The organism is Shewanella sp. M-Br (assembly GCF_036245925.1).
In the GTDB taxonomy this organism is placed as follows: domain Bacteria; phylum Pseudomonadota; class Gammaproteobacteria; order Enterobacterales; family Shewanellaceae; genus Shewanella; species Shewanella oncorhynchi.
The window spans coordinates 65,489-87,682 of record NZ_BJBV01000015.1; the positions used below are offsets into that span (position 1 = coordinate 65,489).

Annotated in this window: 26 protein-coding genes; 11 read left to right on the top strand and 15 right to left on the bottom strand. The window is 43.8% G+C overall.

What is annotated here, in order from left to right; all coding sequences use genetic code 11:
• Positions 1–61: 61 nt before the first annotated feature.
• On the bottom strand, positions 62–340 hold the full coding sequence (locus AAA952_RS13835; protein ID WP_011788659.1) for an oxidative damage protection protein: 279 nt from the start codon (positions 338–340) through the stop codon (positions 62–64).
• A gap of 2 nt (positions 341–342) precedes the next feature.
• Positions 343–1,434 carry an A/G-specific adenine glycosylase gene (mutY, locus tag AAA952_RS13840; protein WP_173243627.1) on the bottom strand — a complete coding sequence of 364 codons (1,092 nt, stop codon included), beginning with the start codon at positions 1,432–1,434 and terminating at the stop codon, positions 343–345.
• 200 nt (positions 1,435–1,634) lie between these two features.
• Between mutY and trmB the strand changes: the two genes are divergently transcribed.
• The 5 genes from trmB (at position 1,635) to AAA952_RS13865 (ending at position 6,044) form a co-directional block, all read left to right on the top strand.
• Positions 1,635–2,351, top strand: coding sequence for a tRNA (guanosine(46)-N7)-methyltransferase TrmB (gene trmB, locus AAA952_RS13845; protein ID WP_338257827.1), 717 nt, complete (start codon positions 1,635–1,637; stop codon positions 2,349–2,351).
• A 48-nt stretch (positions 2,352–2,399) separates the two neighbouring features.
• On the top strand, positions 2,400–2,726 hold the full coding sequence (locus AAA952_RS13850) for a YggL family protein (RefSeq protein WP_028761293.1): 327 nt from the start codon (positions 2,400–2,402) through the stop codon (positions 2,724–2,726).
• On the top strand, positions 2,726–3,640 hold the full coding sequence (gene glsB, locus AAA952_RS13855; RefSeq protein WP_113939414.1) for a glutaminase B: 915 nt from the start codon (positions 2,726–2,728) through the stop codon (positions 3,638–3,640). Before AAA952_RS13850 ends, glsB begins: the two co-directional genes overlap by 1 nt.
• A gap of 201 nt (positions 3,641–3,841) precedes the next feature.
• Complete coding sequence (locus AAA952_RS13860; RefSeq protein ID WP_263178167.1) at positions 3,842–4,663, top strand: YggN family protein; 822 nt, start codon at positions 3,842–3,844, stop codon at positions 4,661–4,663.
• Positions 4,664–5,102: 439 nt separating this feature from the next.
• Complete coding sequence (locus AAA952_RS13865) at positions 5,103–6,044, top strand: LysR family transcriptional regulator (protein ID WP_006082526.1); 942 nt, start codon at positions 5,103–5,105, stop codon at positions 6,042–6,044.
• A 656-nt stretch (positions 6,045–6,700) separates the two neighbouring features.
• On the opposite strand, the gene AAA952_RS13870 is transcribed toward AAA952_RS13865, so the two are convergent.
• The 8 genes from AAA952_RS13870 to AAA952_RS13905 all read right to left on the bottom strand — a co-directional run bounded on the left by AAA952_RS13870 (position 6,701) and on the right by AAA952_RS13905 (position 13,813).
• Positions 6,701–8,551 (bottom strand): DUF885 domain-containing protein, encoded by a 1,851-nt coding sequence (locus AAA952_RS13870; protein WP_338257835.1) that lies wholly within the window; start codon positions 8,549–8,551, stop codon positions 6,701–6,703.
• 152 nt (positions 8,552–8,703) lie between these two features.
• Complete coding sequence (hemW, locus tag AAA952_RS13875; protein ID WP_338257837.1) at positions 8,704–9,870, bottom strand: radical SAM family heme chaperone HemW; 1,167 nt, start codon at positions 9,868–9,870, stop codon at positions 8,704–8,706.
• Positions 9,870–10,487: an RdgB/HAM1 family non-canonical purine NTP pyrophosphatase gene (gene rdgB / locus AAA952_RS13880; protein WP_131523655.1), complete on the bottom strand. Its 618-nt coding sequence runs from the start codon at positions 10,485–10,487 to the stop codon at positions 9,870–9,872. The genes hemW and rdgB overlap by 1 nt, the downstream gene beginning before the upstream one ends.
• Before the next feature lie 122 nt (positions 10,488–10,609).
• Positions 10,610–11,044: a DUF4426 domain-containing protein gene (locus AAA952_RS13885; RefSeq protein ID WP_113939419.1), complete on the bottom strand. Its 435-nt coding sequence runs from the start codon at positions 11,042–11,044 to the stop codon at positions 10,610–10,612.
• Between the two features lie 135 nt (positions 11,045–11,179).
• Positions 11,180–11,485 carry a DUF167 family protein YggU gene (yggU, locus tag AAA952_RS13890; RefSeq protein ID WP_219233939.1) on the bottom strand — a complete coding sequence of 102 codons (306 nt, stop codon included), beginning with the start codon at positions 11,483–11,485 and terminating at the stop codon, positions 11,180–11,182.
• Complete coding sequence (locus AAA952_RS13895; protein WP_105251874.1) at positions 11,485–12,033, bottom strand: YggT family protein; 549 nt, start codon at positions 12,031–12,033, stop codon at positions 11,485–11,487. The genes yggU and AAA952_RS13895 overlap by 1 nt, the downstream gene beginning before the upstream one ends.
• Before the next feature lie 46 nt (positions 12,034–12,079).
• Positions 12,080–12,898, bottom strand: a complete 819-nt coding sequence (proC, locus tag AAA952_RS13900) for a pyrroline-5-carboxylate reductase (RefSeq protein ID WP_173497619.1) — start codon at positions 12,896–12,898, stop codon at positions 12,080–12,082.
• A gap of 216 nt (positions 12,899–13,114) precedes the next feature.
• On the bottom strand, positions 13,115–13,813 hold the full coding sequence (locus AAA952_RS13905) for a YggS family pyridoxal phosphate-dependent enzyme (RefSeq protein ID WP_338257845.1): 699 nt from the start codon (positions 13,811–13,813) through the stop codon (positions 13,115–13,117).
• A gap of 35 nt (positions 13,814–13,848) precedes the next feature.
• Between AAA952_RS13905 and AAA952_RS13910 the strand changes: the two genes are divergently transcribed.
• The 4 genes from AAA952_RS13910 to hemH all read left to right on the top strand — a co-directional run bounded on the left by AAA952_RS13910 (position 13,849) and on the right by hemH (position 17,780).
• On the top strand, positions 13,849–14,886 hold the full coding sequence (locus AAA952_RS13910) for a type IV pilus twitching motility protein PilT (RefSeq protein WP_006082517.1): 1,038 nt from the start codon (positions 13,849–13,851) through the stop codon (positions 14,884–14,886).
• Between the two features lie 9 nt (positions 14,887–14,895).
• A complete protein-coding gene (locus AAA952_RS13915) occupies positions 14,896–16,008 on the top strand; it encodes a PilT/PilU family type 4a pilus ATPase (RefSeq protein WP_028761282.1) in 1,113 nt (370 codons plus the stop codon).
• A 186-nt stretch (positions 16,009–16,194) separates the two neighbouring features.
• A complete protein-coding gene (locus AAA952_RS13920; protein WP_338257849.1) occupies positions 16,195–16,734 on the top strand; it encodes a glutathione peroxidase in 540 nt (179 codons plus the stop codon).
• Positions 16,735–16,766: 32 nt separating this feature from the next.
• On the top strand, positions 16,767–17,780 hold the full coding sequence (hemH, locus tag AAA952_RS13925; RefSeq protein WP_338257851.1) for a ferrochelatase: 1,014 nt from the start codon (positions 16,767–16,769) through the stop codon (positions 17,778–17,780).
• Between the two features lie 87 nt (positions 17,781–17,867).
• Here hemH and ruvX read toward each other — a convergent pair whose 3' ends face one another.
• The 4 genes from ruvX to AAA952_RS13945 all read right to left on the bottom strand — a co-directional run bounded on the left by ruvX (position 17,868) and on the right by AAA952_RS13945 (position 19,776).
• Positions 17,868–18,293, bottom strand: coding sequence for a Holliday junction resolvase RuvX (ruvX, locus tag AAA952_RS13930; protein ID WP_028761279.1), 426 nt, complete (start codon positions 18,291–18,293; stop codon positions 17,868–17,870).
• Positions 18,294–18,322: 29 nt separating this feature from the next.
• Entirely contained in the window at positions 18,323–18,886 is a 564-nt protein-coding gene (locus AAA952_RS13935; RefSeq protein ID WP_263178177.1) for a YqgE/AlgH family protein, read from the bottom strand.
• A gap of 66 nt (positions 18,887–18,952) precedes the next feature.
• Positions 18,953–19,282 (bottom strand): stress response translation initiation inhibitor YciH, encoded by a 330-nt coding sequence (gene yciH, locus AAA952_RS13940; protein ID WP_338257854.1) that lies wholly within the window; start codon positions 19,280–19,282, stop codon positions 18,953–18,955.
• 176 nt (positions 19,283–19,458) lie between these two features.
• On the bottom strand, positions 19,459–19,776 hold the full coding sequence (locus tag AAA952_RS13945) for a hypothetical protein (RefSeq protein ID WP_113939424.1): 318 nt from the start codon (positions 19,774–19,776) through the stop codon (positions 19,459–19,461).
• A 179-nt stretch (positions 19,777–19,955) separates the two neighbouring features.
• On the opposite strand from AAA952_RS13945, the gene AAA952_RS13950 reads away from it, so the two are divergent.
• Positions 19,956–20,516 carry a DUF4136 domain-containing protein gene (locus tag AAA952_RS13950; protein ID WP_028761276.1) on the top strand — a complete coding sequence of 187 codons (561 nt, stop codon included), beginning with the start codon at positions 19,956–19,958 and terminating at the stop codon, positions 20,514–20,516.
• Between the two features lie 361 nt (positions 20,517–20,877).
• Complete coding sequence (locus tag AAA952_RS13955) at positions 20,878–21,519, top strand: trimeric intracellular cation channel family protein (RefSeq protein ID WP_028761275.1); 642 nt, start codon at positions 20,878–20,880, stop codon at positions 21,517–21,519.
• Positions 21,520–21,595: 76 nt separating this feature from the next.
• Here AAA952_RS13955 and tpx read toward each other — a convergent pair whose 3' ends face one another.
• A complete protein-coding gene (gene tpx / locus AAA952_RS13960; protein ID WP_105251878.1) occupies positions 21,596–22,189 on the bottom strand; it encodes a thiol peroxidase in 594 nt (197 codons plus the stop codon).
• Positions 22,190–22,194 lie beyond the last annotated feature (5 nt).

Consider the following 22,194-nt stretch of genomic DNA (forward strand, 5'->3'; position numbering starts at 1 on the left):
TAAACAAAAAGCGCCGAAAGGCGCTTTTTTGTAAGCTTTATCGTTAAGTGAACGACAAAAATTAATCTTGGTCTTTTTCTGGTACAAAACCTTCAATTTCAACATCTTTACCTTCAAATAGGAAAGAGGTCATTTGTTCTTCAAGAAATTTACGATCATCAACATTCATCATGTTGAGTTTTTTCTCGTTGATCAGCATGGTTTGCTTTTTTTGCCATAGGCCCCAAGCTTCTTTGCTGATGTTATCAAAAATGCGCTTACCTAAATCACCTGGATACAGTTGAAAGTCTAGGCCGTCGGCTTCTTTATTTAAATATACGCAATTGACTGTACGCGCCATGATTATTCCTTACTGACTGCGGATTGAACGAGTGATCCCAAATTGGCTAGCACGCGCTCGGTGGCGGCGGCGAGTCCCACTTTGGAAGGATGACTTATGTTATACCAGAGAGACTGGTTTTGTTCCATGACAGCACCCACGCTCTCTTTATTGCCGAGGGCTTTATCTAAATTAAGCATCATGGGCTGAATATCTAAATGGAAGTGGCTAAATGTGTGTCTAAAGCCAGTTAACCATTCGAGTTGCTGCGCATCAAACCCTTGCTCTTCAAGATGAGTTTCAAGGGCGGCTTGGGTAGCGAATTCAGGGAAACACCAGAGCCCGCCCCAAATTCCCGCTGGCGGACGTTTAGCTAGAAAGACTTGATTGTCTTGCATCATCACTAACATCCACGCCGCTTTGGTTGGTATGGTTTTTTTAGGCTTTTTGCCAGGGAAATCGGTTTGTCTGCCAATCAGTTGAGCTTTGCAATCAATCGCTACAGGGCAAGCGGCACAGTTAGGTTTGCTACGAGTGCAAATACTGGCGCCGATATCCATCATGGCTTGATTATATTTCTGAATATCTTGCTGCGGTGTGAAGGCATCCGTCAGTTGCCAAAGTTGCTCTTCAACCGTCTTTTGCCCTGGCCAACCTGCGATTGCCCCATGTCTTGCTAATACACGTTTTACGTTGCCATCGAGAATGGGGTGATGTTGCCCAAGTGACAATGACAATACTGCGCCTGCCGTCGAGCGGCCGATGCCGGGTAGGGCGAGCACTTGTTCAAAATGTGTTGGAAATAATCCCTGATAATCATCGCGGATTATTTTGGCTGCTTTATGCAGATTACGCGCCCTAGCGTAATAGCCAAGACCGGTCCAATGATGTAATACCTCATCGTCTGGCGCGTTAGCAAGTGCTAACACATCGGGGAAACGCGCCATAAATTTAAGATAATAGGGAATAACAGTCGCAACCTGAGTTTGTTGCAGCATAATTTCAGAAACCCATACGCGATATGGGGTTTTATCTTGCTGCCAAGGGAGGGTTTTACGACCGTGATTGTCGTACCAAGAGACGATACGTGTAGCGAAGGAGGCTGTAGATTTCATCGGCGCAGTGTAGCGGCAGTTATCTTCTTAGACAAGCGTCAAAGATAAGTTGGCAAGGGATCTAAAGCTAAAAATCGCTGCTAAATTCGCACTCTTAAATAATCTTGGTATACTTTCGCCCCATTAGTGCTTGCACTGTATGTTGAACTTTGGATAATGCCCTTCTTTTATGATGGTGTTGTCCACTAGACGAGGCAAAAATGAGCGAAGTCACTACCGCTGAATTTAATGAAGAAGGCAAGTATCTGCGCAAGATCAGAAGCTTTGTCCTGAGAGAAGGTCGCCTAACCAAAGGCCAAGCACACGCTATTGAAAGCCAGTGGCTAACAATGGGTTTAGATTACAGCCCAGTGCCATTAGTACTGAGCGACGTTTTTGGTCGTGAAGCCGATACTGTGCTGGAAATTGGCTTTGGCATGGGCGCCTCTTTAGTACAAATGGCTAAAGATGCACCAGAGCAAAATTTCATTGGTATTGAAGTACATAAACCGGGTGTAGGCTCTTGCCTCAGTGATGCAGCCATTGCTGGTGTGACTAATTTACGTGTGTATCATCACGATGCCATGGAAGTATTAGAACATGCGATTGCTGACGGTTCATTAGCCCGAGTGCAATTGTTCTTCCCAGATCCTTGGCATAAAAAACGTCACCATAAACGCCGCATCGTACAAGCTGAATTTGCCGAACTTATTCGTCGCAAGCTAAAAATTGGCGGTGTTTTCCATATGGCAACTGACTGGGAAGAGTACAGCGAGCATATGTTAGAGGTGATGCAAGCCGCACCGGGTTATCAAAACCAGTCGGCCGACGGCAGTGTGGTGCCGCGTCCTGATCATCGTCCATTGACAAAGTTTGAAGCCCGCGGCCATAGACTGGGTCACGGTGTATGGGATCTGATGTTTGAGCGTATCGCTTAATCACGAACTCAATTTTAGCTAATTTTAAACACAAAAGGGAAAATCACTATGGCAACTAATCGTAGCCGTCGTTTACGTAAGAAAATGCGCGTTGATGAATTCCAAGAGTTAGGTTTCGATATGGCTTGGACTTTTGATGCATCAGTATCTGAAGCCGATATCGATGCAACTGTAGATAAATTCATCGATGAAGTGATCGAAACCCGTAAATTAGGTTTCCATGGCGGCGGCCACATCGAATGGGAAGGCATTATCGCCACCCAAACGATTGGTAAATGTACCGAAGAAGATATTGCTGCAGTTAAGGCATTCTGGGCGACCCAAAAAGTATCTCAGGTTGAAGTTAGCGAACTGTACGACATTTGGTGGGGTTAATGCCCGAGTTGGCATTACTTGAGGAAGTGGTCGAGAAAGTTCGACCCTTGCTCGGCCAAGGAAAGGTTGCAAATTATATCCCCGCACTGGCCAGCGTTGATGCTGGCAAATTAGGTATTGCCGTCACGACTGTTGACGGTGAAACTTTAGGTGCGGGCGATTACCTTGAGCCGTTTTCGATTCAAAGTATCTCCAAAGTTTTCAGCTTAACCTTAGCGTTAACTTTATATGAAGAAGCCGAAATCTGGAGCCGTGTTGGCAAAGAACCTTCGGGCCATTCATTCAACTCTTTAGTACAAGTCGAGTTAGAACGTGGCAAGCCACGCAACCCATTTATCAATGCTGGCGCGTTAGTGATTGCTGACTTATTGCAGAGTCGTTTAGGTGCACCTAAACACAGAATGCTTGAGTTAGTCAGGCAACTTAGCCAAAACGATAAAGTGTGTTTCGATAAACAAGTAGCAGATTCAGAATATCAGCATAGTGCGCGCAATGCGGCTATCGCTTATTTGATGAAGTCCTTTGGTAATTTTCAAGGTGATGTTGATACTGTGCTGCGCACCTATTTTCATTATTGCGCCTTGAAGATGAATTGTGCTGACTTGTCTAAGGCCATGTTGTATTTAGCTAATCGCGGCAAAAGTATCACAGGGACTGAGCTTATTTCTCAAGTGCAAACTCGGCAACTTAACGCTCTGTTGGCAACCTCGGGCTTATACGATGGTGCGGGTGAGTTTGCTTATCGTGTTGGTATGCCAGGTAAAAGTGGCGTCGGCGGCGGTATTATTGCCGTGATCCCTGGAGAACTGTCGATTTGTGTATGGTCGCCAGAACTCGATAATAATGGCAACTCACTTGCGGGCACAGCGATGCTTGAGCATCTAAGTCAGCGTCTCGGTCGTTCTATTTTCTAGTCTTATCTCTCGTTTTTTATTAGCACTATCAGACTAAATGTTAGCGAATTTCGCTAATGACCTTTTAGTGCTAACTTTCAAAATTCAACATAATCAAATTGTTATAAAGTTGGCACGTCTCCTGCTATAAGCTATTCACATGGTATAAGCTATTCAGTAGTTTAGGTTTATCGAATTATTCAGATTAAAGGACGAACAAAAATGAAATTAAATAAGTTATTAACTGGATTTGCATTATCTGGCGTGATTTTAGGGGCATCTAGCGTACAGCTGGCGCAAGCACAAATAGAACCAAAAATAGATGAGCGCTGTGAGGTCTCCTTAAATTATGACGTTATGGTCGAGCCTAAAAAATTAGTCATGAGCGAGAAGGGCACAGAAAAGTATCGTATCGAAGTTGACAAGTTATTTGTGGAAGGTAAGCAAGTTAACTTAACCGACAAGCAGAAAAAATTGGTTACTCAATATGCCGATGAAGTTTCGACTCAAGTGCCAGAAGTGATTGAACTGGTGAATGAGGCAGTATCTCTTGCTTCCAAAGCGGTTGGTATGGCCTTAACACCTTTAATGGGTGATGCCGCTGGTGCAAAATTTAATGAAATGATGGCTGGCGTTCAAAAACGGGTTGATTCAGTGGCTTACAAGAATGGTGATAGCTTCTATTTAGGGGCGACTGAAGACTCGATGCAAAGTACATTTAACGATGAATTCGAGCAGGAAATGGAACAAATTGTCCAGAATTCAATTGGCGCAATTATGATGAACTTAGGTGGCCAAATCATGTCTGGTGGCGGTGAAAATTTTGAAGCTAAGATGGATACCTTCTCCCAAAAAATGGACAAGTTAGGCCAAGATATTGAGCAACAAATTGAGAGCCAATCTAAGGGATTAGAAGCTAAGGCTGACCGTTTGTGCGACCGATTTGAAAATTTGTTAGTGCTTGAAAATCAATTGCGCCAAGAAGTGCCAGAACTAGCACCTTATGTGTTGACACAAAACTCAACCAAGGAACTGCGTGAATAGTACTTGTAAATAGTTCTTGCGAATCGCCCTTAGTTTTAACTGCAATAACTTCTATCTCCTTGTGCATGAGTCAAACTTGAATGCTACGCCCCTAGTCAATTTATCGACTAGGGGCTTTTTTATTGGCTACGGTTTAATCGTGGTGACAACCCTTATGGCTAAGTTGATGTGGCTTATAGGCTAGGCTTGCAGCGATTTAGTTCGGAATGTTACAGTCTAGAGACGAATATTTGGTATACTCTTAAAATATAATTAAAAGCTGGCATATCAGTCAGATATAACCCCCTACTTTAGTGGACTTTTTCGGTCTAAATCTCTGCGTTATATCATTTTGATGCGAGATATCAATGCTATGGTTATTTTTAAGCGATGATTACGCTAACCATAGCTGCTCACCGAAAGTTAATATCATTGTCGTAAACAGCTTAAGGCGACTTCCATGTTAGAACTGTTAGAACCTATTGCGATTTTTACTCATGTGGCCAGAGCAGGGAGTTTTAGTGCCGCCGCAAGAAGGCTTGGGATCTCTAAGTCTAAGGTCAGTACACAAGTCGCCGATCTTGAACATAGACTTGGTGTTCAATTAATTCAACGTACCACCCGCAGCTTAAGTCTGACTGAAGCAGGGCATTTGCTGTATCTGCAAGGTGAAGAACTGCTGCGTGACGCTGAACAAGCGATAGCCAGCGTGCATAACTTAAATGATGCGACCCGCGGCGTGCTTAAGGTGGGGATTTCCCAATCCTTTGGAGTGATGCATATCATTCCTGCGTTGCCATCTTTTATGGCAAAACATCCTGAGCTTGAGCTACAAGTGAGCTTACTGGACCATAAAGTGGATGTCGTGAGCGAAGGCTTAGACTTACTGTTAACTATGTCTGAGCAATTACCGCTTGGCATGGTTGCTAGACCTCTGATGAAGTGCCAATTCCTGTTAGTTGCTTCGCCTGGCTATATTGCTCAACATGGCGAGCCAACTCGACCTGAGCAGCTAGTTGACCACAACTGTTTGGTCTATCAAGGCGAGTGGCACGAGCACAGCATGTGGCAATTTAAGAAGGGTGATGACTACTGTGAAATTGGCGTATCGGGTAATTTCAGGGTGGATAATGCGCCTGCATTAAAATCCGCTGCAATCAGTGGTCTTGGAGTTGTGTATCTTGCGAGTTATCTGATGGAGGATGAAATTGCCAAAGGGACATTAGTGCCTTTACTGAAGGATTGGCAATTGACCCACCATCTGCCATTGCAGGCGGTTTATCCCCGTCGTAAGCACTTAGCACCTAAGGTCAGTTCTTTTATCGAATTCATCAAAGATCACATAGGAACGCCGCCGTATTGGGATGCTCCCTATGTCGAATTATTCAGTAAACGTCAGTAAAATAGGAAACATTGTTCTCAAAAGCAGTCTTATGTGGTTTTAAATTGAACGCGCACTTTTATGGTTATTTAAAATCAATACTTTAGATTGAGTTGATGAGTACATTTGTTGATGATTTTTTAGGGTGTTCTAAAGCACTTTTTTATAACATCCTTGAACTCTGTTCTTAATTGAATACAATGGTAACAGTTGATTCGGAATGATCTGAGTCCTATACGTTTATTGGAAATGACCCCTTTCAATTTTTGTATACAGGTCGGCGTTAATGCAGTTTTGGATCACAGCCAACAGAAGTTTGAGAACTAAAACAATGTTGGCTCTTTAAACCATCATCCTAGTTTTTGGTTTACCTCAGCCTTATCGCTGAGGTAATTTTTTTATTGATGGTTTGTAGCCTTGAGCACAAGTTTTGTCTCCCTGTACCCTAAAGTCGCAACTGTGTGTTAAATGATGTGAAGGCGAGTGCTAAAGCATATATTAATGCAACAAATATAGTGACCCACAGTGAGAAGGGTTCTGTTATCTAACGGGATAATGGTACCAATAAAAAAGCCACTTTCGAGTGGCTTTTTTATTGGCTGCAGCTTAAGACTTTCACTTATGTCGCTTTAGTCGTGAAGCAAGTTAACAGTGCTTCACGGTTCAGCATTAAGGCATTAGGCCTGCTTCTTACTGGCTATCCAGAGATCGACTTGTTGCTCTAACACATCTAGTGGCAATGCGCCATTAGCAAGTACTAGCGTATGGAAGTCGCGGATATCAAATTGACTGCCAAGCTGTTGCTCTGCTTTATGTCTGAGTTCCAGCAGCTTAATCATGCCCACTTTATAGGCTGTCGCTTGCGATGGCATAACGATATGGCGTTCAACCATTTTCACCGCATCTGATTTAGCATTTGGCGTATTGTCCACGTAATAGGTTATGCCTTGCTCGCGGGTCCACTTTTTAGCGTGGATACCAGTATCAATGACTAAGCGACATGCACGCCACAGTTCCATTGCTAGGCGACCAAAGTCAGAATAGGGATCGGCGTAGAGTCCCATTTCTTTCGGGAAAGATTCGCTATATAAACCCCAGCCCTCGATATACGCGGTATAGCCACCAAATTTGCGGAACTTAGGAATATTTTGCAGCTCTTGGGAAATGGCGATCTGCATATGGTGACCCGGAATACCTTCGTGGTAGGCCAGTGCCTCCATTTGGTATTTCGGCATGGCTTTCATGTCATATAGGTTTGCATAGTAGCTACCTGGACGCGAACCATCCGGCGCAGGTTGCTCATAGAAGGCTTTACCCGCAGATTTTTCTCTAAAGGCTTCAACCTGTTTCACTATCATCGCGGCCTTAGGTTTTACTTTGAACACTTCATCTAAGCGCGATTTCATATTGTCGATGAGCTTAGTCGCCTCAGCTAAATAGGCGGCTTTGCCTTCGGCGGTATTGGGGTAGTAGAACTGGGGATCGTCACGCATAAAGCTAAAGAATTGCTGTAAATCGCCTTTAAAATTGACCTTCTTCATGATGGCGCGCATTTCGTTGTGGATACGTTCCACTTCAGAAAGCCCTAAGTCATGGATTTGATCGGCGGTCATGTTTGTCGTAGTAGTACGAGCTAAGGCATTGTTGTAGAAGGCGGCGCCGTTAGGGAGTTTCCACGCACCATCGCGGTCATCAGCTTTAGCTGCTAAGGTTTTGATGTAACTGATGAGTTTGTTATAGGCGGGCTCGACTTGAGTTACTAGTGCTTGCTCAGCCTGTTTAAGCAGTGCTTGCTTTTCCGTTTCTTGAATCGCTAATGCGTTCACTTTACGGCGAAAATCTGCGAGTAGCGCGCTGTCGTCGCCCTTATCAAAAGGCGCACCTTTGATGATGTTTTGGCTGTCTGAAATCACATAGGCGAATACAAACTTAGGCGCGATAATGCCTTTATCTGCGCGAACGGCTAATACTGTCTGTAGTTGACTTAACCGTTTGGGCACGCCATTCAAGCGGCTGATATAGGCCTTTGCATCGCTGACATCTGTGATTTGATGTTGGTTAATCAAGAAGGAGGCTATCATAGAGTGGCCGCCATACATCTGATTCACAGGGTAATTATGGTAGCGCCATTGGTCATCTTCGATGTCATTTTGCAGATTTTGTTTGAGCAAGGTAAGGCTGAGTTTTGTTTGTGGATCGAGCTTGGCCGCATCAATCTGATTGACCCGCGCCAGTTGTTTTTTTGTGCGTTCTAGGGTTTTATCATCGGCGGCATCATCCAGTTCATCCCATTTATCATAGTCTTGCTTGATCCCCATATAGGTCTGCGAAATGGGGCTCGCCATGATGTTTTCCATGAAGATGGTTTCGAACAGAGCATTGGCTTTTTCTGACTCGGTTTGTGCTACTGCATTCACAGGTTCGCTTGCACTGTTTAAGGCTGGCGCAGTTGATGCTGCATACGCGGGAATGATCAGCAGAGCTGAAAGGGTCAGTGCGACTAAGCTGATTTTAGTTTTTATTGGCATGATCAGGCTTCCTAGATTGATTTGCATCAATACTAAAGAAGCGGAACAAGAATGTATGGATATTAGTGTTAGAAAATGTGTTAGCAGTAATAGTATTAAACGACACTATTTGTTACTAACACATTATTTATATTGATGTTTTAATGGGTAATTCAGCAAAATTGTGTCAGTAAATCATTAACAAACATATGACCTTTACTGGTTAATTGCCAATGTTCAGCGGATTCTGTGAGTAAACCGCGTTGTTTGGCTTTTTCCATTCCTTCGGTCAATGTGTCTCTGTGTTGTCCGGTGCGCAGTTCAAATTCTTGCTTAGGGATAGGTGTCATCAGACGCAGGCGATTCATTAAATATTCGAGCGCGCGGTCTTCCTCTGCAACTTCAATCGATTCGAAGGTGTAGTTGTGGGCACTCAGATATCCCTTAGGATGTTTAATTTTTACCGTGCGTATGATGCGGTTTTCTTCTGGCAGCGTCACTTTGCCGTGGGCGCCACAGCCTATGCCTAGATAATCACCAAACTGCCAGTAGTTGAGATTGTGCCTACATTGGTAACCAGGTTTTGCGTAGGCAGATATTTCGTATTGCTCATACCCTAATGCGGCCAGCTTTTGTTGACCTTGCTCATAGATATGCCAGAGCGCTTCGTCATCGGGCAGCTGCGGCGGTTTTGAGTGGAATAGGGTGTTGGGCTCAATTGTTAACTGATACCAAGATAGGTGTGGCGGGTTAAGCGCCGCTGCCGTGTCGATATCGGCCATAGCTTCAGCAAAGCTTTGGTTGGGTAATCCATGCATTAAATCGAGGTTAAAACTCAAGTATCCCGCTTGGCTGGCTTTTTGAGCGGCGACTTGTGCCTCGTTTTGATCGTGAATACGTCCGAGTAAGTTGAGTTTATCCTTAGAAAAGCTCTGCACACCAATAGATAAACGAGTGACGCCCGCTGCACGATAGGCACTAAAGTCATCGTGCTCTAAAGTACCAGGATTGGCTTCCATAGTGATTTCGATATCGTCACTAAAGGGAATAAGTGCATTGGCACCATCGAGTATGCGCTTGATTTGTGAGGCATCGAATAATGAAGGTGTGCCGCCACCAATAAAAATAGTGTGGATTTTCCGGCCTTGGACTAGATATAAGTCTTGGCGTAAGTCTTCCAATAGCGCATCAACATAAGCCTCTTGTGGCAGTTCGCCATTTTGGCCATGGGAATTAAAGTCACAATAGGGACACTTTTGTACGCACCAGGGAATATGGATATACAGACTGAGTGGTGGCAGTTCGAGCTTCATTGCAGTAGTCACGGCAGTTGATGACATTATTGTGCATTCCCGCCAGTTAACACGCCTTGGGCTTGCATGGCGGCGATAAGTTGCACTAGGGCTTTACCACGATGACTTAAGGCATTTTTCTCGTTGCTGCTCAGCTCTGCCGCGCTACATTGATAATTTTCAGGGATAAAAATCGGATCGTAACCATGGCCATTAGCGCCGCGTTGGCTAAAGTCGATTTGGCCTTCCCATGAGGCTTGACAAATAATCGGGGTAGGGTCTTTCGCATGGCGCATATATACCAGTACGCATTGGAATCTTGCCCCGCGAGGTGCTGGCTGGTCTTTTAATGTCTCAAGTAGTTTCAAGACGTTGTCTTGATCTTTGGCATTTTCGCCCGCGTAACGCGCTGAATAAATGCCGGGAGCGCCTTGGAGTAAATCCACTTCTAAACCCGAATCATCGGCAATGGCCGCAAGTCCGGTGATTTCGGCGGCATGCCTTGCTTTGATAATGGCATTCTCTACAAAAGTGGTACCCGTTTCTGCTACTTCGCTGACATTAAACTGGCTCTGCGGCAGCACTGTGACACCGTAGCTGGCGAGCATTTGATCGAATTCGGCGAGTTTGCCTTTATTACCGCTGGCGAGGACGATTTGTTGCATGGAATACCTATCATAAATGGGGCGACGTGCGTTGGCACTATGATACCCAAGCTCAATAGTAAAGGACAGGGAAAGGGGTTGGCGCAACAGGAAAGCAACGCCAACAAAGGTATAAAATAGGTTTATTCAACGTAGAATTTTTGCTTGAACTGTAAGTTCGTGTTCAGTTGATTGCCATATTTAATTGCGATATTGAAGTTGATTTCCTGATCATCGCGGTAGGGTACTTCGGCAATGTAATAAATCGCATCACCTTCGCGGATCTCTTTAAACGTTAGATTGATTCGCGCATCTAACAAATTATTAGCAACTCCAGTAATTTCAACGGGTACTGCGGGCTTATTTGCTTCGCTAATATCTAATACGGCAATATTGATGATGCCAGTGTAGCTACTGCGCTTAATGCCATAGGATTTGGCTATGCTAGGCGTTAAAAATGTACTGCCAAGTGCCATGTAATGAATATCAAAATTGCCGACAGTTTCTTTTTGCTCGGCATTTGCAACACCGCAAAGGCTGGCAGTGAGGGCTAATACAGCGAGAAGATTACGGAACATGATGGGATACCTCATATTAGGGAATGTTGGATTATAGGGCCGCTGTGACTATTTTTTTCAATAAATTAATAGCTTTCAAAGGATTAATTCGTTTTAAGTTGTATGATTCTTTAACTGATTGATCTTTCAGCTGAACTACCTTTCACTATCTTGCCCCATCAGTTCAGTAATGACACTTGGGATGATCTTAGGGTCAATAATGCGGATTTGTTTATGTCGACCAAGTTCACCTTTTATTATGTGAATGTCGCTCTTTGGCACTTTAAAAGCTTTTGCTAAGTACTTGCTTAAATGGGCATTCGCTTTGCCATCAATAGGCGGCGCAGTGATGGCTACTTTTAGCTCATCACCGTGCAATCCTACAATTTGATCTCGGCTAGCCTTAGGCTGAATGTAGAGATTAAGCAGCAAGTCACCTTGCTGCAAAGTCACTGCACTCATTAGATCACAGCCCAATAAGGGATATATTGAGCAAGTAACATATTGAGGAAATTCATACCAATAATGACCAGCATTACGGATAAATCTAAACCACCAATTGGCGGTATGATACGACGTATTGGTGCTAATACGGGTTCAGTTAACTGACCCATGATCATTACAATTGGATTATAGCCTTGGTTAAACCAGCTTAAGATTGCGCGTATTAATAGCATCCAAAATAGCAGTACCCCTGCTTTTTTGACCACAGATACAACGGCAAACAGCAAAAATAACAGTATGTCTATGCCACCGCCCGCAATGAGGCTAATTAGTAGCAGCTTGGCTATCACAACCAATAATGCGAGGACGAAAGATGCGGTATCAAATCGCCCTAAGGAAGGCAAAATACGGCGCATTGGTGCGATGAGCGGGTGAGTTGCTTTAACAATAAATTGGCTAAAAGGATTGTAAAAATCAGCCCTTGCCAGTTGTAACCAAATCCGCAAAATCACCACCATCAAATAGAGATCGAATAGAGTGGTGATTAAAAAGGTAAATGCATTCATCGAGATTTCTACCTATTAAAGTTCGATATAAAAACGTGTTAGTGGATCAAAATGTTTTAGCCATTTCTTCTGCACGATTAATACAGTTTTCCATGGCTTTTTTTACTAAGCCGCGCATATCCGCAGCTTCAAATGTCGCCAGCGCCTGTGCGGTGGTGCCGCCCTTTGAAGTAACATTCTCCCTTAAATTACCTAAGGTCAGTTGTGGGTTTTGCTTTGCCATCATAGCAGCGCCAAGCGCAGCTTGCTGCACTAAACTTCTGGCTTTTGTTTCATCCATTCCCATTTCTTTGCCTGCATCTATCATAGACTCCATTAGCAAAAAGAAATAAGCCGGTGAACTGCCCGATAGTGCAATCACTTGATCTAAATCTGACTCTTCATTTACCCACACTATTTCGCCGCCGCTTGACATCAAACGATCGCAAATGGCTTTCTGCTCGGTAGTAATGCTTTGAGGCGCATAGAGGCCAGTCATACCAACACTAATTTGCATCGGCGTATTTGGCATGGCGCGGATAAGCTTGATGTCTTGTGCCAGATAGTCGGTATATCGCTTTGCTTTAATGCCCGCAGCGATAGTGATGACTAACTTATTCGACAGCTCGACTGTCTGTAATGCTTCACAAACTTGTTGCATCAATTGTGGTTTTACTGAAAGTACTATGACATCGGCAGCTTGCGCCGCGGCCAAATTATCCTGAGAAACCAAAATCCCAAAATCGTCTTTTAGTGCATCGAGTTTACCTTGGCTGGGATTAGTCGCTTGGATGAGTTGAGCTGGATAGCCGCTATTGATTAAGCCACTGATGATGCTGCGCGTCATATTGCCGGCACCGATAAAGCAGATTTTCTGTTGATCCATTTGATTCTCTTCAGTGTGTTAACCGTTAACTTGTAACATCTTCACCTTAAATTAAGATGATAAAACGGTTAGTCATTTGAATGACTGAGCCTGATTATCGACTCTCGCTAATTGCTCTTAAATCGTTAATGTTCGGTGTTCTTAAATACAGTATTTGGGCATAAAGTGCTAAAAACAAGGTTAAACTGACCTCTAACTAAATGCCGAACGTGGATTTTACGCAGCGTAATTGCGCTCACCAAAAATGGCACTGCCAATACGCACCATAGTTGAACCGCAGCTAATCGCTGTATCTAGGTCATTACTCATCCCCATTGAAAGCGTATCTACAGCGGGATAATGCGATTTAAGTTCTTGAAATAGATTGTTTAACATGGAAAACTCTTTAAGCTGTAACTCTGTATCCGCGGTAGCCGTTGGAATTGCCATTAGGCCTCTCAGTGCTAAGTTAGGTAGCTGAGCTATCAGTTCGGCCAGTGGCAGCATTTGAGCCGCATCTATGCCAGATTTTGTGTCTTCAGCACTGATATTAATTTGAATACAGACGTTTAATGGCGCCAATTCGGCCGGACGTTGCTCATTGAGACGTAGGGCAATTTTGTCGCGTGAAACGGTATGCATCCAATCGAAATGCTGGGCGACTATGCTGGTTTTATTAGATTGGAGTGGGCCGATAAAATGCCATTCTATGTCCGGGAAATCTCCCTTGAGCGCAGTAATTTTTTCAGCGCCTTCTTGGACATAGTTTTCGCCAAAGCAACGCTGACCCGCTTGGTAGGCTGCTATAATGTCTTCAATAGGTTTAGTCTTGCTGACGGCAAGTAAGCGAATACTGCTGGGGTGGCGGGCACATTTTTGCGCTGCTTGTGTGATCCTGCGCTGGGCGATTGCGAGTCTGTCTGCTATTGTTGTCATGATGTAATTATCTAGTTGCAAGGATATCCCAAACGATGGAAATCACTGAGTTATTGGCATTTAGTGTAAAACACAAAGCCTCGGATCTACACCTTTCTGCAGGGATATCTCCCATGATCCGTGTTGACGGTGAAGTGAGAAAAATTAACCTGCCCGCGCTCGATCATCAAGGTGTACACAGCTTAGTGTACGACATAATGAATGATAAGCAGCGCAAGGACTACGAAGAACATTTAGAAATCGATTTCTCGTTCGAAGTCCCTAATCTTGCACGCTTTCGTGTTAACGCATTCAATCAATCCCGTGGTGCAGCGGCTGTGTTTCGTACCATTCCAAGTGACATTTTGTCACTTGAGCAATTGGGTGCGCCGGAAATTTTTAAAAAAATTGCCAGTTTCCCTCGCGGATTGGTGCTAGTGACTGGACCTACGGGGTCGGGTAAGAGTACCACACTTGCCGCCATGGTGGATTACGTGAATGAAAATCGACATGATCATATCTTAACCATTGAAGATCCTATCGAATTCGTTCACCAAAATAAGCAATGTTTGATTAACCAACGTGAAGTTCACCGCCATACCCACAGCTTTAATGCGGCGCTTAGAAGCGCACTGCGTGAAGACCCAGACGTGATTTTAGTCGGTGAGATGCGTGACCTTGAGACCATTCGTTTGGCGATGACCGCCGCAGAAACGGGCCACTTAGTGTTTGGTACCTTGCATACTACTTCTGCCGCGAAAACGATTGACCGTGTGGTCGACGTATTCCCCGCCGGTGAAAAAGACATGGTGCGCACTATGTTGTCTGAATCGCTGCAAGCGGTTATTTCGCAAACCCTGATTAAAAAGGTGGGAGGAGGCCGTGTCGCCGCCCATGAAATCATGATGGGCACGCCCGCTATCCGCAACTTAATTCGTGAAGACAAAGTGGCGCAGATGTATTCGGCAATTCAAACAGGTATGGCCCATGGAATGCAGACCTTAGAGCAATGTTTACAGAACTTAGTCAATCGCGGTCTTATCACTCGTGAAGATGCAATGGCGAAAAGTTCGAATAAACAAGCGACATTTTAAGGATTTATGATGGATGTTCGTCCGTTTTTAAAAGTGATAGTGGAACGCAAAGCCTCCGACTTGTTCATCACAGCGGGTTTTCCGCCGAGTGCCAAGATTGACGGTGAATTGCGTCCCTTGGCAGAAAGTGCGTTTACACCAGCACAATCACTGGATTTTGTTGAGTCGTTAATGACAGAGGCGCAGAAGCAAGAGTTTCATTCCACTCGTGAGTGTAACTTCGCTTTTGCGGCAAAGGATTTAGGTCGTTTTCGGGTGAGCGCTTTTTGGCAGCGTGAATCGCCTGGCTGCGTGATGCGCCGTATTGAGACTAAAATCCCTGATGTCGATGATTTAAAATTGCCGCCTATTCTAAAAGATCTGGTGATGAGTAAACGTGGTCTCATCATTATGGTAGGCGGAACGGGAACGGGTAAGTCAACGTCTTTGGCGGCCTTGGTGGGTTATCGCAATGGTCATGCCCGTGGGCATATTTTGACTATTGAAGACCCGGTTGAATTCGTTCATGACCATAGAAAAAGCATAATCACTCAGCGTGAAGTGGGTATAGATACTGAGTCTTTTGATGCGGCGCTAAAAAGCTCCCTTCGCCAAGCTCCCGATGTGATCTTGATTGGTGAAATCCGTACCCAAGAGACGATGGAGTTTGCGCTGTCATTTGCAGAAACGGGTCATCTTTGTATGGCAACCTTACATGCCAACAACGCCAACCAAGCGTTAGACCGGATTATGCATCTCGTGCCTGAGAGTAAACACCAACAGTTATTGTTTGATTTATCATTAAATTTGCGCGGTATTGTGGCGCAGCAATTGATCCCTAAAGTTGATGGCACAGGGCGTCGCGCCGCGATTGAAGTATTGATTAATACCCCAAGGGTGGCGAGTTTAATTGCGAAGAACGAGCTGCATTTACTCAAAGAAACCATGGCAAAATCCAACGAGCAGGGCATGCAGACGTTCGATCAGGCCTTGCTGAAACTTTATGTCGATGGCGAGATTAGTTACGCCGATGCGCTGCACCATGCTGATTCACCAAACGATTTACGTTTGATGATTAAATTGCAGAATAAAGAATCCACGGGCTCAGGTTTTATGGAAGGTGTCACCTTAGACATGGACTAACGCGATAGTCAGGTTCTGGGTTAGGCAGCTCTTTATGGGCTGCTTTTTGTTTGTGTATTAGATTTTCGTTCAGCTCAATCGGTTCTACTTCATCGCTATGTTGCCATTATCCATAGCTTTTATTTTTTAATTCAATATGATCTTTACCTAGTGCGTTTGCGTAATGTACAGGTAAAGGAGAAAGCAATGAAAAAATTACCCATGATATTCGCTATGACAGCGAGCTTGATGAGTGTTGGCGCTATGGCGGCTACTTGTCCCGAGTATCTGAACCTTGAAGTACGAAAATTACATTCTGAAGAGATAGTTAATCTGTGTGAATTGACTCAGGGAAAACCAGTGTTGATTGTTAACACGGCCAGTAACTGTGGTTACACCCCGCAGTTTAAAGCGCTCGAAACATTGCATGAAAACTACAAAGATAAAGGCTTAGTGGTCATTGGTTTCCCATCGGATGATTTTTTCCAAGAAGAAAATGATGAGAAAGATACGGCTAAGGTGTGTTACATCAATTACGGTGTCACCTTTACTATGCTGTCGACATCGCCAGTACGTGGTAGTGACGCTAATAGTGTCTTCAAATACTTAGCTGAAAAAACTGGTGCGCCTAAGTGGAATTTTTATAAGTATGTCGTCAGCGGTGATGGTGCGGTTGTGCAACAGTTCAATTCTAAAGTGAAGCCAGATAGTGAAGAGCTTAAGCAAGCGATAGAATCTGTACTTTAATCTTACGAATATTTATTAATTAAGAGGCTGTTTTGGCTAAATTTTCAGGCTTATCCAAAGAAGTTGGACACGGGCAGCGCGGCAAAGTAGGCGTGTTGTTGTTGAATTTAGGTACTCCAGATGAACCCACAGCATCTGCTGTTAGACGTTATCTTGCAGAGTTTTTAGCGGATCCCCGAGTCGTCGAAATTCCTAAATTAGTGTGGATGTTGATTTTACACGGGATTATTTTGCGGGTACGGCCAGCAAAATCGGCAGCATTATACCAAAAGGTATGGACTGCGGCAGGTTCACCGTTAATGGACATTAGTTTGCGTCAAACGGCAAAGTTAGCGGATAAGCTTAAAGCCGATAAACATGATGTTTCTGTCCATTTAGCCATGCGTTATGGCAGTCCATCGGTCGCCAGTACATTGCAAACTATGCATCAAAATGGCATTGATAAAATCGTGGTGTTACCTCTGTATCCCCAATATGCGGCGCCAACCACAGGTTCTGCATTTGATGCGATTGCGGCTGAGTTGTCCAAGTGGCGCTATATCCCAGCACTGCATTTTATTAATACTTATCATGACAATGCTGACTTTATTAACGCGTTAGCTAATTCGATCACGGCTGATTTTGAAGCCCATGGTAAACCGCAAAAATTGGTGTTGTCTTACCATGGTATGCCTGAGCGTAATTTGCATTTAGGCGATCCGTATTACTGCTTCTGCATGAAAACGACTCGACTGGTTACCGAAAAGCTTGGGTTAGGTAAAGATGAGTTTGTCATGACTTTTCAATCGCGTTTCGGTAAAGCCAAATGGCTACAACCTTATACCGATGCGACTTTGAGAGCGTTGCCGCAACAAGGCGTGCGTGATATTGCTATCGTCTGCCCAGCTTTTAGCGCCGATTGTTTAGAAACGCTGGAAGAAATTGTTGGTGAGAATGGTCATCTCTTTGCTGAGGCGGGCGGGGAGAAGTTCCGTTACATCGCTGCATTAAATGACGATGATGCGCACATTACTATGATGGCAAACTTAGTGAAGCCACATTTTTGATCTGGTAATTTATCGGGTTAAACATCAAACTAAAAGGATAAGGCAACTTATCCTTTTATTTTTGTTGTGGTTTTATTTATTGTGGCATTACTTGCTGAAGTTATTTTCGAAGTAGCTTTCGATGATAAGGACGGCAGACACAGCATCGACTTGACCTTTGGTCAGTGCCTTAAACCCGCCCAATTCGAATAATCTGGCCTTAGCATCAGTGGTAGTTAATCGCTCATCTTGAGTGGCTATTTTGACTTTGAACTTAGCATTGATGCGATTAGCAAATTTACGCGCCCTGTGGGTCATATCTTGCTCTGTGCCATCCATGTTTAAAGGCAGACCAACGACTACTAAGTCAGGTTGCCACTCTTTGATTAAGTCGCCTATCTGATCCCAATTTGGGATACCATCGACGGCCTTGAGTGATAATAACGGTGTGGCGCTGGCAGTGATCTCTTGGCCTATAGCCACACCAATACTTTTAGTACCAAAATCAAAGCCTAATACGGTTTTCGAATTCATAGTGTGCTGACTTATATTAATAAATAGGCTTAAGCGTGACCCGCTTGAGCTGAAACTTGCCAAGCATCAAATCCGAGAGCACGGCTGGCCTGTGGCCAACGGTCTTCGTGTTTAATGTCAAACAAGAGCGCATTCGTTGCTGGAATAGTGAGCCAAGAATTATCGGCAAGCTCTTGTTCGAGCTGATCTTTACTCCACCCTGCATAACCTAATGCGACGAGAAACTTCTCGGGCGATCTATTGCTTCCAATCGCGGTTAACACATCACGTGAAGTGGTTAGCATTAAACCACAACCCAGATCTGTGCTATTGGCCCAATAGGGCTGAGAGGTATGCAGCACAAAGCCGCGATCTTGGGAGACGGGACCGCCCATCATGACATTGTCATTGAGTACTAAATCCGCGGAGACTTGCTCTGCCGGCAAATCCATTTGTTCTAATAGCGAATTAACTTCGATATCGAGCGGTTTATTGATCACCAGCCCCATGGCGCCTTTGGCATCATGTTCACAGATATAAATGACTGAGCGTTCAAAAAACGTACCGTGTAGTGAGGGCATCGCAATTAAGAAATGGTTCTGCAAACTCTCCATTAAACTACTCCGTTTGATGTGGCTAAGTTGATCTAGCTTGCTGCTATATTGCTAAGTCGGGCGAGATTAACCGCCAGCTAATTTAACTTTGTAGTTTTGTTTCTCAAGTAATAGCTTTAATTGCTCGCGGTTGTCCGTTTGGACCTCAATAGTGAAATCTTTAACCGTTCCACCACAACCACATTGTTTTTTAAGGGTTTGAGCCATTGCTTTTAACGCGGTTTCATCGAGACCTAGGCCTGAGATAATCGAAACGCCTTTGCCTTTGCGGCCTTTACTGTCTCTGTGGATCCTGACTATGCCATCGGATTCAGGAATCGTTTTAGTGACGGGCTCTGCATTTATACGGCCTTTGTCGGTACTGTACACTAAGGATACATTAGGATCTGCTTTCATTGGTTTCATTCATTGATATTAGAAGGTGATTTATACCGGCTCAGTTTATCAAATTTGCAGAGGTTCTGGGAGGTAAAAAAAGACCACTTGAGGATTCTCCTTAAGTGGCCAATACAAAATGCTAACTCTTTGCAGGGAAGTAAGCATAATTTGAAAAGTAAGCTTAAAGCTCAGGATTAATTCATTCGCATGAATACCATGGCTATCAGCGCCACAGCGGTGAGTAATGCACTGGGCATAATAAATTTATGTAACTTAGGTAACGCAATTAAGCAGGCTGTTGTAACAAAACCAAATGCGGCGACTGTCGCATAGTTAGTACCATTCGCGACGGCATCTATGACCAACCAGCCAAGTACAATGAGAGGTAAAATCAGTAAGCTGACGGGCAAATGACGCTTTATCTTAGCGTTATTGGCCTCGAGTGAGATTTTTTCTGGAGCAAGGAAAAAAATGGCTGATGCAACCAAAAACGCGCTAATAAACCAGTACATTTCAACACCCCCTTAAATCTCAATTGATAATCATTATCATCTTTGGCTTTGCTGAAGTCAAGCTGAATGAGATGCTGCTTTTTAATCAATTGAGTTGTAGATTAGGCTATTGCTCTGTAAGCTAAATTCATATCTCTGATACTTGTCTTTGTTCGGGTCGAACATCTGAGGAAATTAAGATGAAAAATATTTTTGTAGCATTAGCTGTGTTGGCACTCAGTGCCTGTAGTTCGATGAAGTCTGGTTGGGATTTTGACCCTAGCGCAAATTTTACCCAATATAAAACCTATGCTTGGGTTGCTCAGAAAACCGATTCTGCTGGATATCATCTAGATGGCTTGATGGATCAACGGGTCAGAGAAGCGGTGAATAGCCAGTTAGCGAGTAAGGGGATGACATTAGTTGATGCAAAAGATGCTGATGTACTTGTTAATTATCTGACCAAAGTTGATAAGAAGATTAATGTTGATACCTTCAATAGTAATTTTGGCTACAACCCATACTATGGTCCAGGATGGGGTTGGGGCGGCAATATGCAGACCCAAACCACAGTAAGAGAATATGAAGTCGGCACCCTGATTATTGATTTGGTTGATAATAAAACCACTAAACTGATCTGGCGTGGTTCTGTTGCCGATACCATTCGCGACAAAAATACCCCAGAAGAAAGAGTACAGATCATCAATCAAGCTGTGGGCAGTGTGATGGCAAATTATCCCCCTAAGCCTGACACTAAGTAGTCCTGACTCAGTTTGAATAAAAATTAAGCGGCCTGAGGGCCGCTTTTTTGTGGCTGATTTTTATGCGTTTTGCCCATTCGATTAGATGATCTGCAGTTATTTATCATCTGATTGGATTTACGTTATTAATACTTATTAAAAATTCTATTTTCATAGATGACAATGTGAAGTTAACATTTTTATAACTGACTATTTTGTATGATATTTATCCTATAACATTAATAATGTAATAGGAGTCTGCATCAGATTATTAGTAAGATGATGAATTAATTTTTCTAATGATGAATTCAAAATAAAATCATTATAGAACTGAGAGGTTATCAGGCAGAATCAATTCTTTGAGTTGTTGGTAGTAGCAAAGATGCATGAGACGCAGATTATTGGATTACTTTGGCTGATTGGGATTATTGCCGAGGCGATGACGGGCGCTCTGGCGGCTGGCCGCAAGCAGATGGATTTGTTTGGTGTGGTGATCATTGGCTGCGCAACGGCAATTGGTGGCGGTACACTAAGGGATATGATGCTCGGAAATTACCCCTTAATTTGGGTTGAGCATGTGCATTACCTTATTGCGATTGCATTCGCTTCTTTGCTCACTGTCGCTATCGCCCCTGTGATGCGTTATCTGTCTAAGTTATTTTTGGCTATTGATGCCTTAGGCTTAGCGGTATTCTCCATCGTGGGCGCACAAAAGACGTTAATGCTGGGATTTAGCCCAACAATTGCCGTAGTCATGGGATTGGTCACAGGTGTCTTTGGTGGCGTTATCCGCGATATTCTGTGTAACCAAGTGCCTTTGATTTTTAAGAAAGAACTCTATGCGGTGATTTCACTACTGACGGCAGGCTTGTATATCGTCTTAAAAGCCTATCAGTTAACGGAATGGATTAATCTGGTTATTTGTTTAAGCGTTGGTTTTAGCTTACGGATGTTGGCGCTGCGATATCATTGGTCTATGCCAACCTTTGACTACCAATCCAGTGGCGATCAGCATACACATTAAATCGTAAAACCAAATCGTAGAAATAGAACCGTTAAACAAAAGGGCAGCTAAGGCTGCCCTGTTTTTTAGCGGTGAATTACTGCTGGGCTTGCAGGGTTTTCAAGGCTTCAAGGGCAGCATCATAGTTAGGATGCTCTGTGATGTTTGGTACTAACTCTTGGTATTGGAGCTTACCTTCTGCATCTATTATGAAAATGGCTCTAGCCAGCAAGCCGTAATCTTGAATTAACAAACCATACTTTTCACCAAAATCACGCCACACGCTATCTGATAGCACTTTGATTTTATCTACGTTTTCCACTTTACAGAAACGCTTCTGTGCGAAGGGTAAATCGGTACTGATCGTTAGCATGATGACGTCATCGGAAAAATGGCCAACTTCGCTGTTGAAGCGCTTCGTCTGCAGTGCGCAAACACCTGTATCTAGGCTTGGCACGGCACTTATCAGTACAGTTTTACCCTTAAAATCACTTAGCATCACTGGCGTGAAATGCTCATCAACGACTTTAAACCCTGGCGCCATTTGCGACAATTTTGGTCTTTTCCCTTCTAAGGTGACTGTTTTTTCACCCATTAAAACCTGTGTTTTCTCACTGGCGAGTGTATTGGGGCTCATCAGAACTAGGCTATAAATACAGCTTGCGGCTAAAAATGAAACATATTTTTGCATTGGAT

What these genes read in the sequence shown, in the direction of transcription:
- AAA952_RS13835 (WP_011788659.1), bottom strand. Translation starts at nt 340, where the DNA reads ATGGCGCGTACAGTCAATTGCGTATATTTAAATAAAGAAGCCGACGGC.
- mutY (WP_173243627.1), bottom strand. Translation starts at nt 1,434, where the DNA reads ATGAAATCTACAGCCTCCTTCGCTACACGTATCGTCTCTTGGTACGAC.
- trmB (WP_338257827.1), top strand. Translation starts at nt 1,635, where the DNA reads ATGAGCGAAGTCACTACCGCTGAATTTAATGAAGAAGGCAAGTATCTG.
- AAA952_RS13850 (WP_028761293.1), top strand. Translation starts at nt 2,400, where the DNA reads ATGGCAACTAATCGTAGCCGTCGTTTACGTAAGAAAATGCGCGTTGAT.
- glsB (WP_113939414.1), top strand. Translation starts at nt 2,726, where the DNA reads ATGCCCGAGTTGGCATTACTTGAGGAAGTGGTCGAGAAAGTTCGACCC.
- AAA952_RS13860 (WP_263178167.1), top strand. Translation starts at nt 3,842, where the DNA reads ATGAAATTAAATAAGTTATTAACTGGATTTGCATTATCTGGCGTGATT.
- AAA952_RS13865 (WP_006082526.1), top strand. Translation starts at nt 5,103, where the DNA reads ATGTTAGAACTGTTAGAACCTATTGCGATTTTTACTCATGTGGCCAGA.
- AAA952_RS13870 (WP_338257835.1), bottom strand. Translation starts at nt 8,551, where the DNA reads ATGCCAATAAAAACTAAAATCAGCTTAGTCGCACTGACCCTTTCAGCT.
- hemW (WP_338257837.1), bottom strand. Translation starts at nt 9,870, where the DNA reads ATGTCATCAACTGCCGTGACTACTGCAATGAAGCTCGAACTGCCACCA.
- rdgB (WP_131523655.1), bottom strand. Translation starts at nt 10,487, where the DNA reads ATGCAACAAATCGTCCTCGCCAGCGGTAATAAAGGCAAACTCGCCGAA.
- AAA952_RS13885 (WP_113939419.1), bottom strand. Translation starts at nt 11,044, where the DNA reads ATGTTCCGTAATCTTCTCGCTGTATTAGCCCTCACTGCCAGCCTTTGC.
- yggU (WP_219233939.1), bottom strand. Translation starts at nt 11,485, where the DNA reads ATGAGTGCAGTGACTTTGCAGCAAGGTGACTTGCTGCTTAATCTCTAC.
- AAA952_RS13895 (WP_105251874.1), bottom strand. Translation starts at nt 12,033, where the DNA reads ATGAATGCATTTACCTTTTTAATCACCACTCTATTCGATCTCTATTTG.
- proC (WP_173497619.1), bottom strand. Translation starts at nt 12,898, where the DNA reads ATGGATCAACAGAAAATCTGCTTTATCGGTGCCGGCAATATGACGCGC.
- AAA952_RS13905 (WP_338257845.1), bottom strand. Translation starts at nt 13,813, where the DNA reads ATGACAACAATAGCAGACAGACTCGCAATCGCCCAGCGCAGGATCACA.
- AAA952_RS13910 (WP_006082517.1), top strand. Translation starts at nt 13,849, where the DNA reads ATGGAAATCACTGAGTTATTGGCATTTAGTGTAAAACACAAAGCCTCG.
- AAA952_RS13915 (WP_028761282.1), top strand. Translation starts at nt 14,896, where the DNA reads ATGGATGTTCGTCCGTTTTTAAAAGTGATAGTGGAACGCAAAGCCTCC.
- AAA952_RS13920 (WP_338257849.1), top strand. Translation starts at nt 16,195, where the DNA reads ATGAAAAAATTACCCATGATATTCGCTATGACAGCGAGCTTGATGAGT.
- ruvX (WP_028761279.1), bottom strand. Translation starts at nt 18,293, where the DNA reads ATGAATTCGAAAACCGTATTAGGCTTTGATTTTGGTACTAAAAGTATT.
- AAA952_RS13935 (WP_263178177.1), bottom strand. Translation starts at nt 18,886, where the DNA reads ATGGAGAGTTTGCAGAACCATTTCTTAATTGCGATGCCCTCACTACAC.
- yciH (WP_338257854.1), bottom strand. Translation starts at nt 19,282, where the DNA reads ATGAAAGCAGATCCTAATGTATCCTTAGTGTACAGTACCGACAAAGGC.
- AAA952_RS13945 (WP_113939424.1), bottom strand. Translation starts at nt 19,776, where the DNA reads ATGTACTGGTTTATTAGCGCGTTTTTGGTTGCATCAGCCATTTTTTTC.
- AAA952_RS13950 (WP_028761276.1), top strand. Translation starts at nt 19,956, where the DNA reads ATGAAAAATATTTTTGTAGCATTAGCTGTGTTGGCACTCAGTGCCTGT.
- AAA952_RS13955 (WP_028761275.1), top strand. Translation starts at nt 20,878, where the DNA reads ATGCATGAGACGCAGATTATTGGATTACTTTGGCTGATTGGGATTATT.
- tpx (WP_105251878.1), bottom strand. Translation starts at nt 22,189, where the DNA reads ATGCAAAAATATGTTTCATTTTTAGCCGCAAGCTGTATTTATAGCCTA.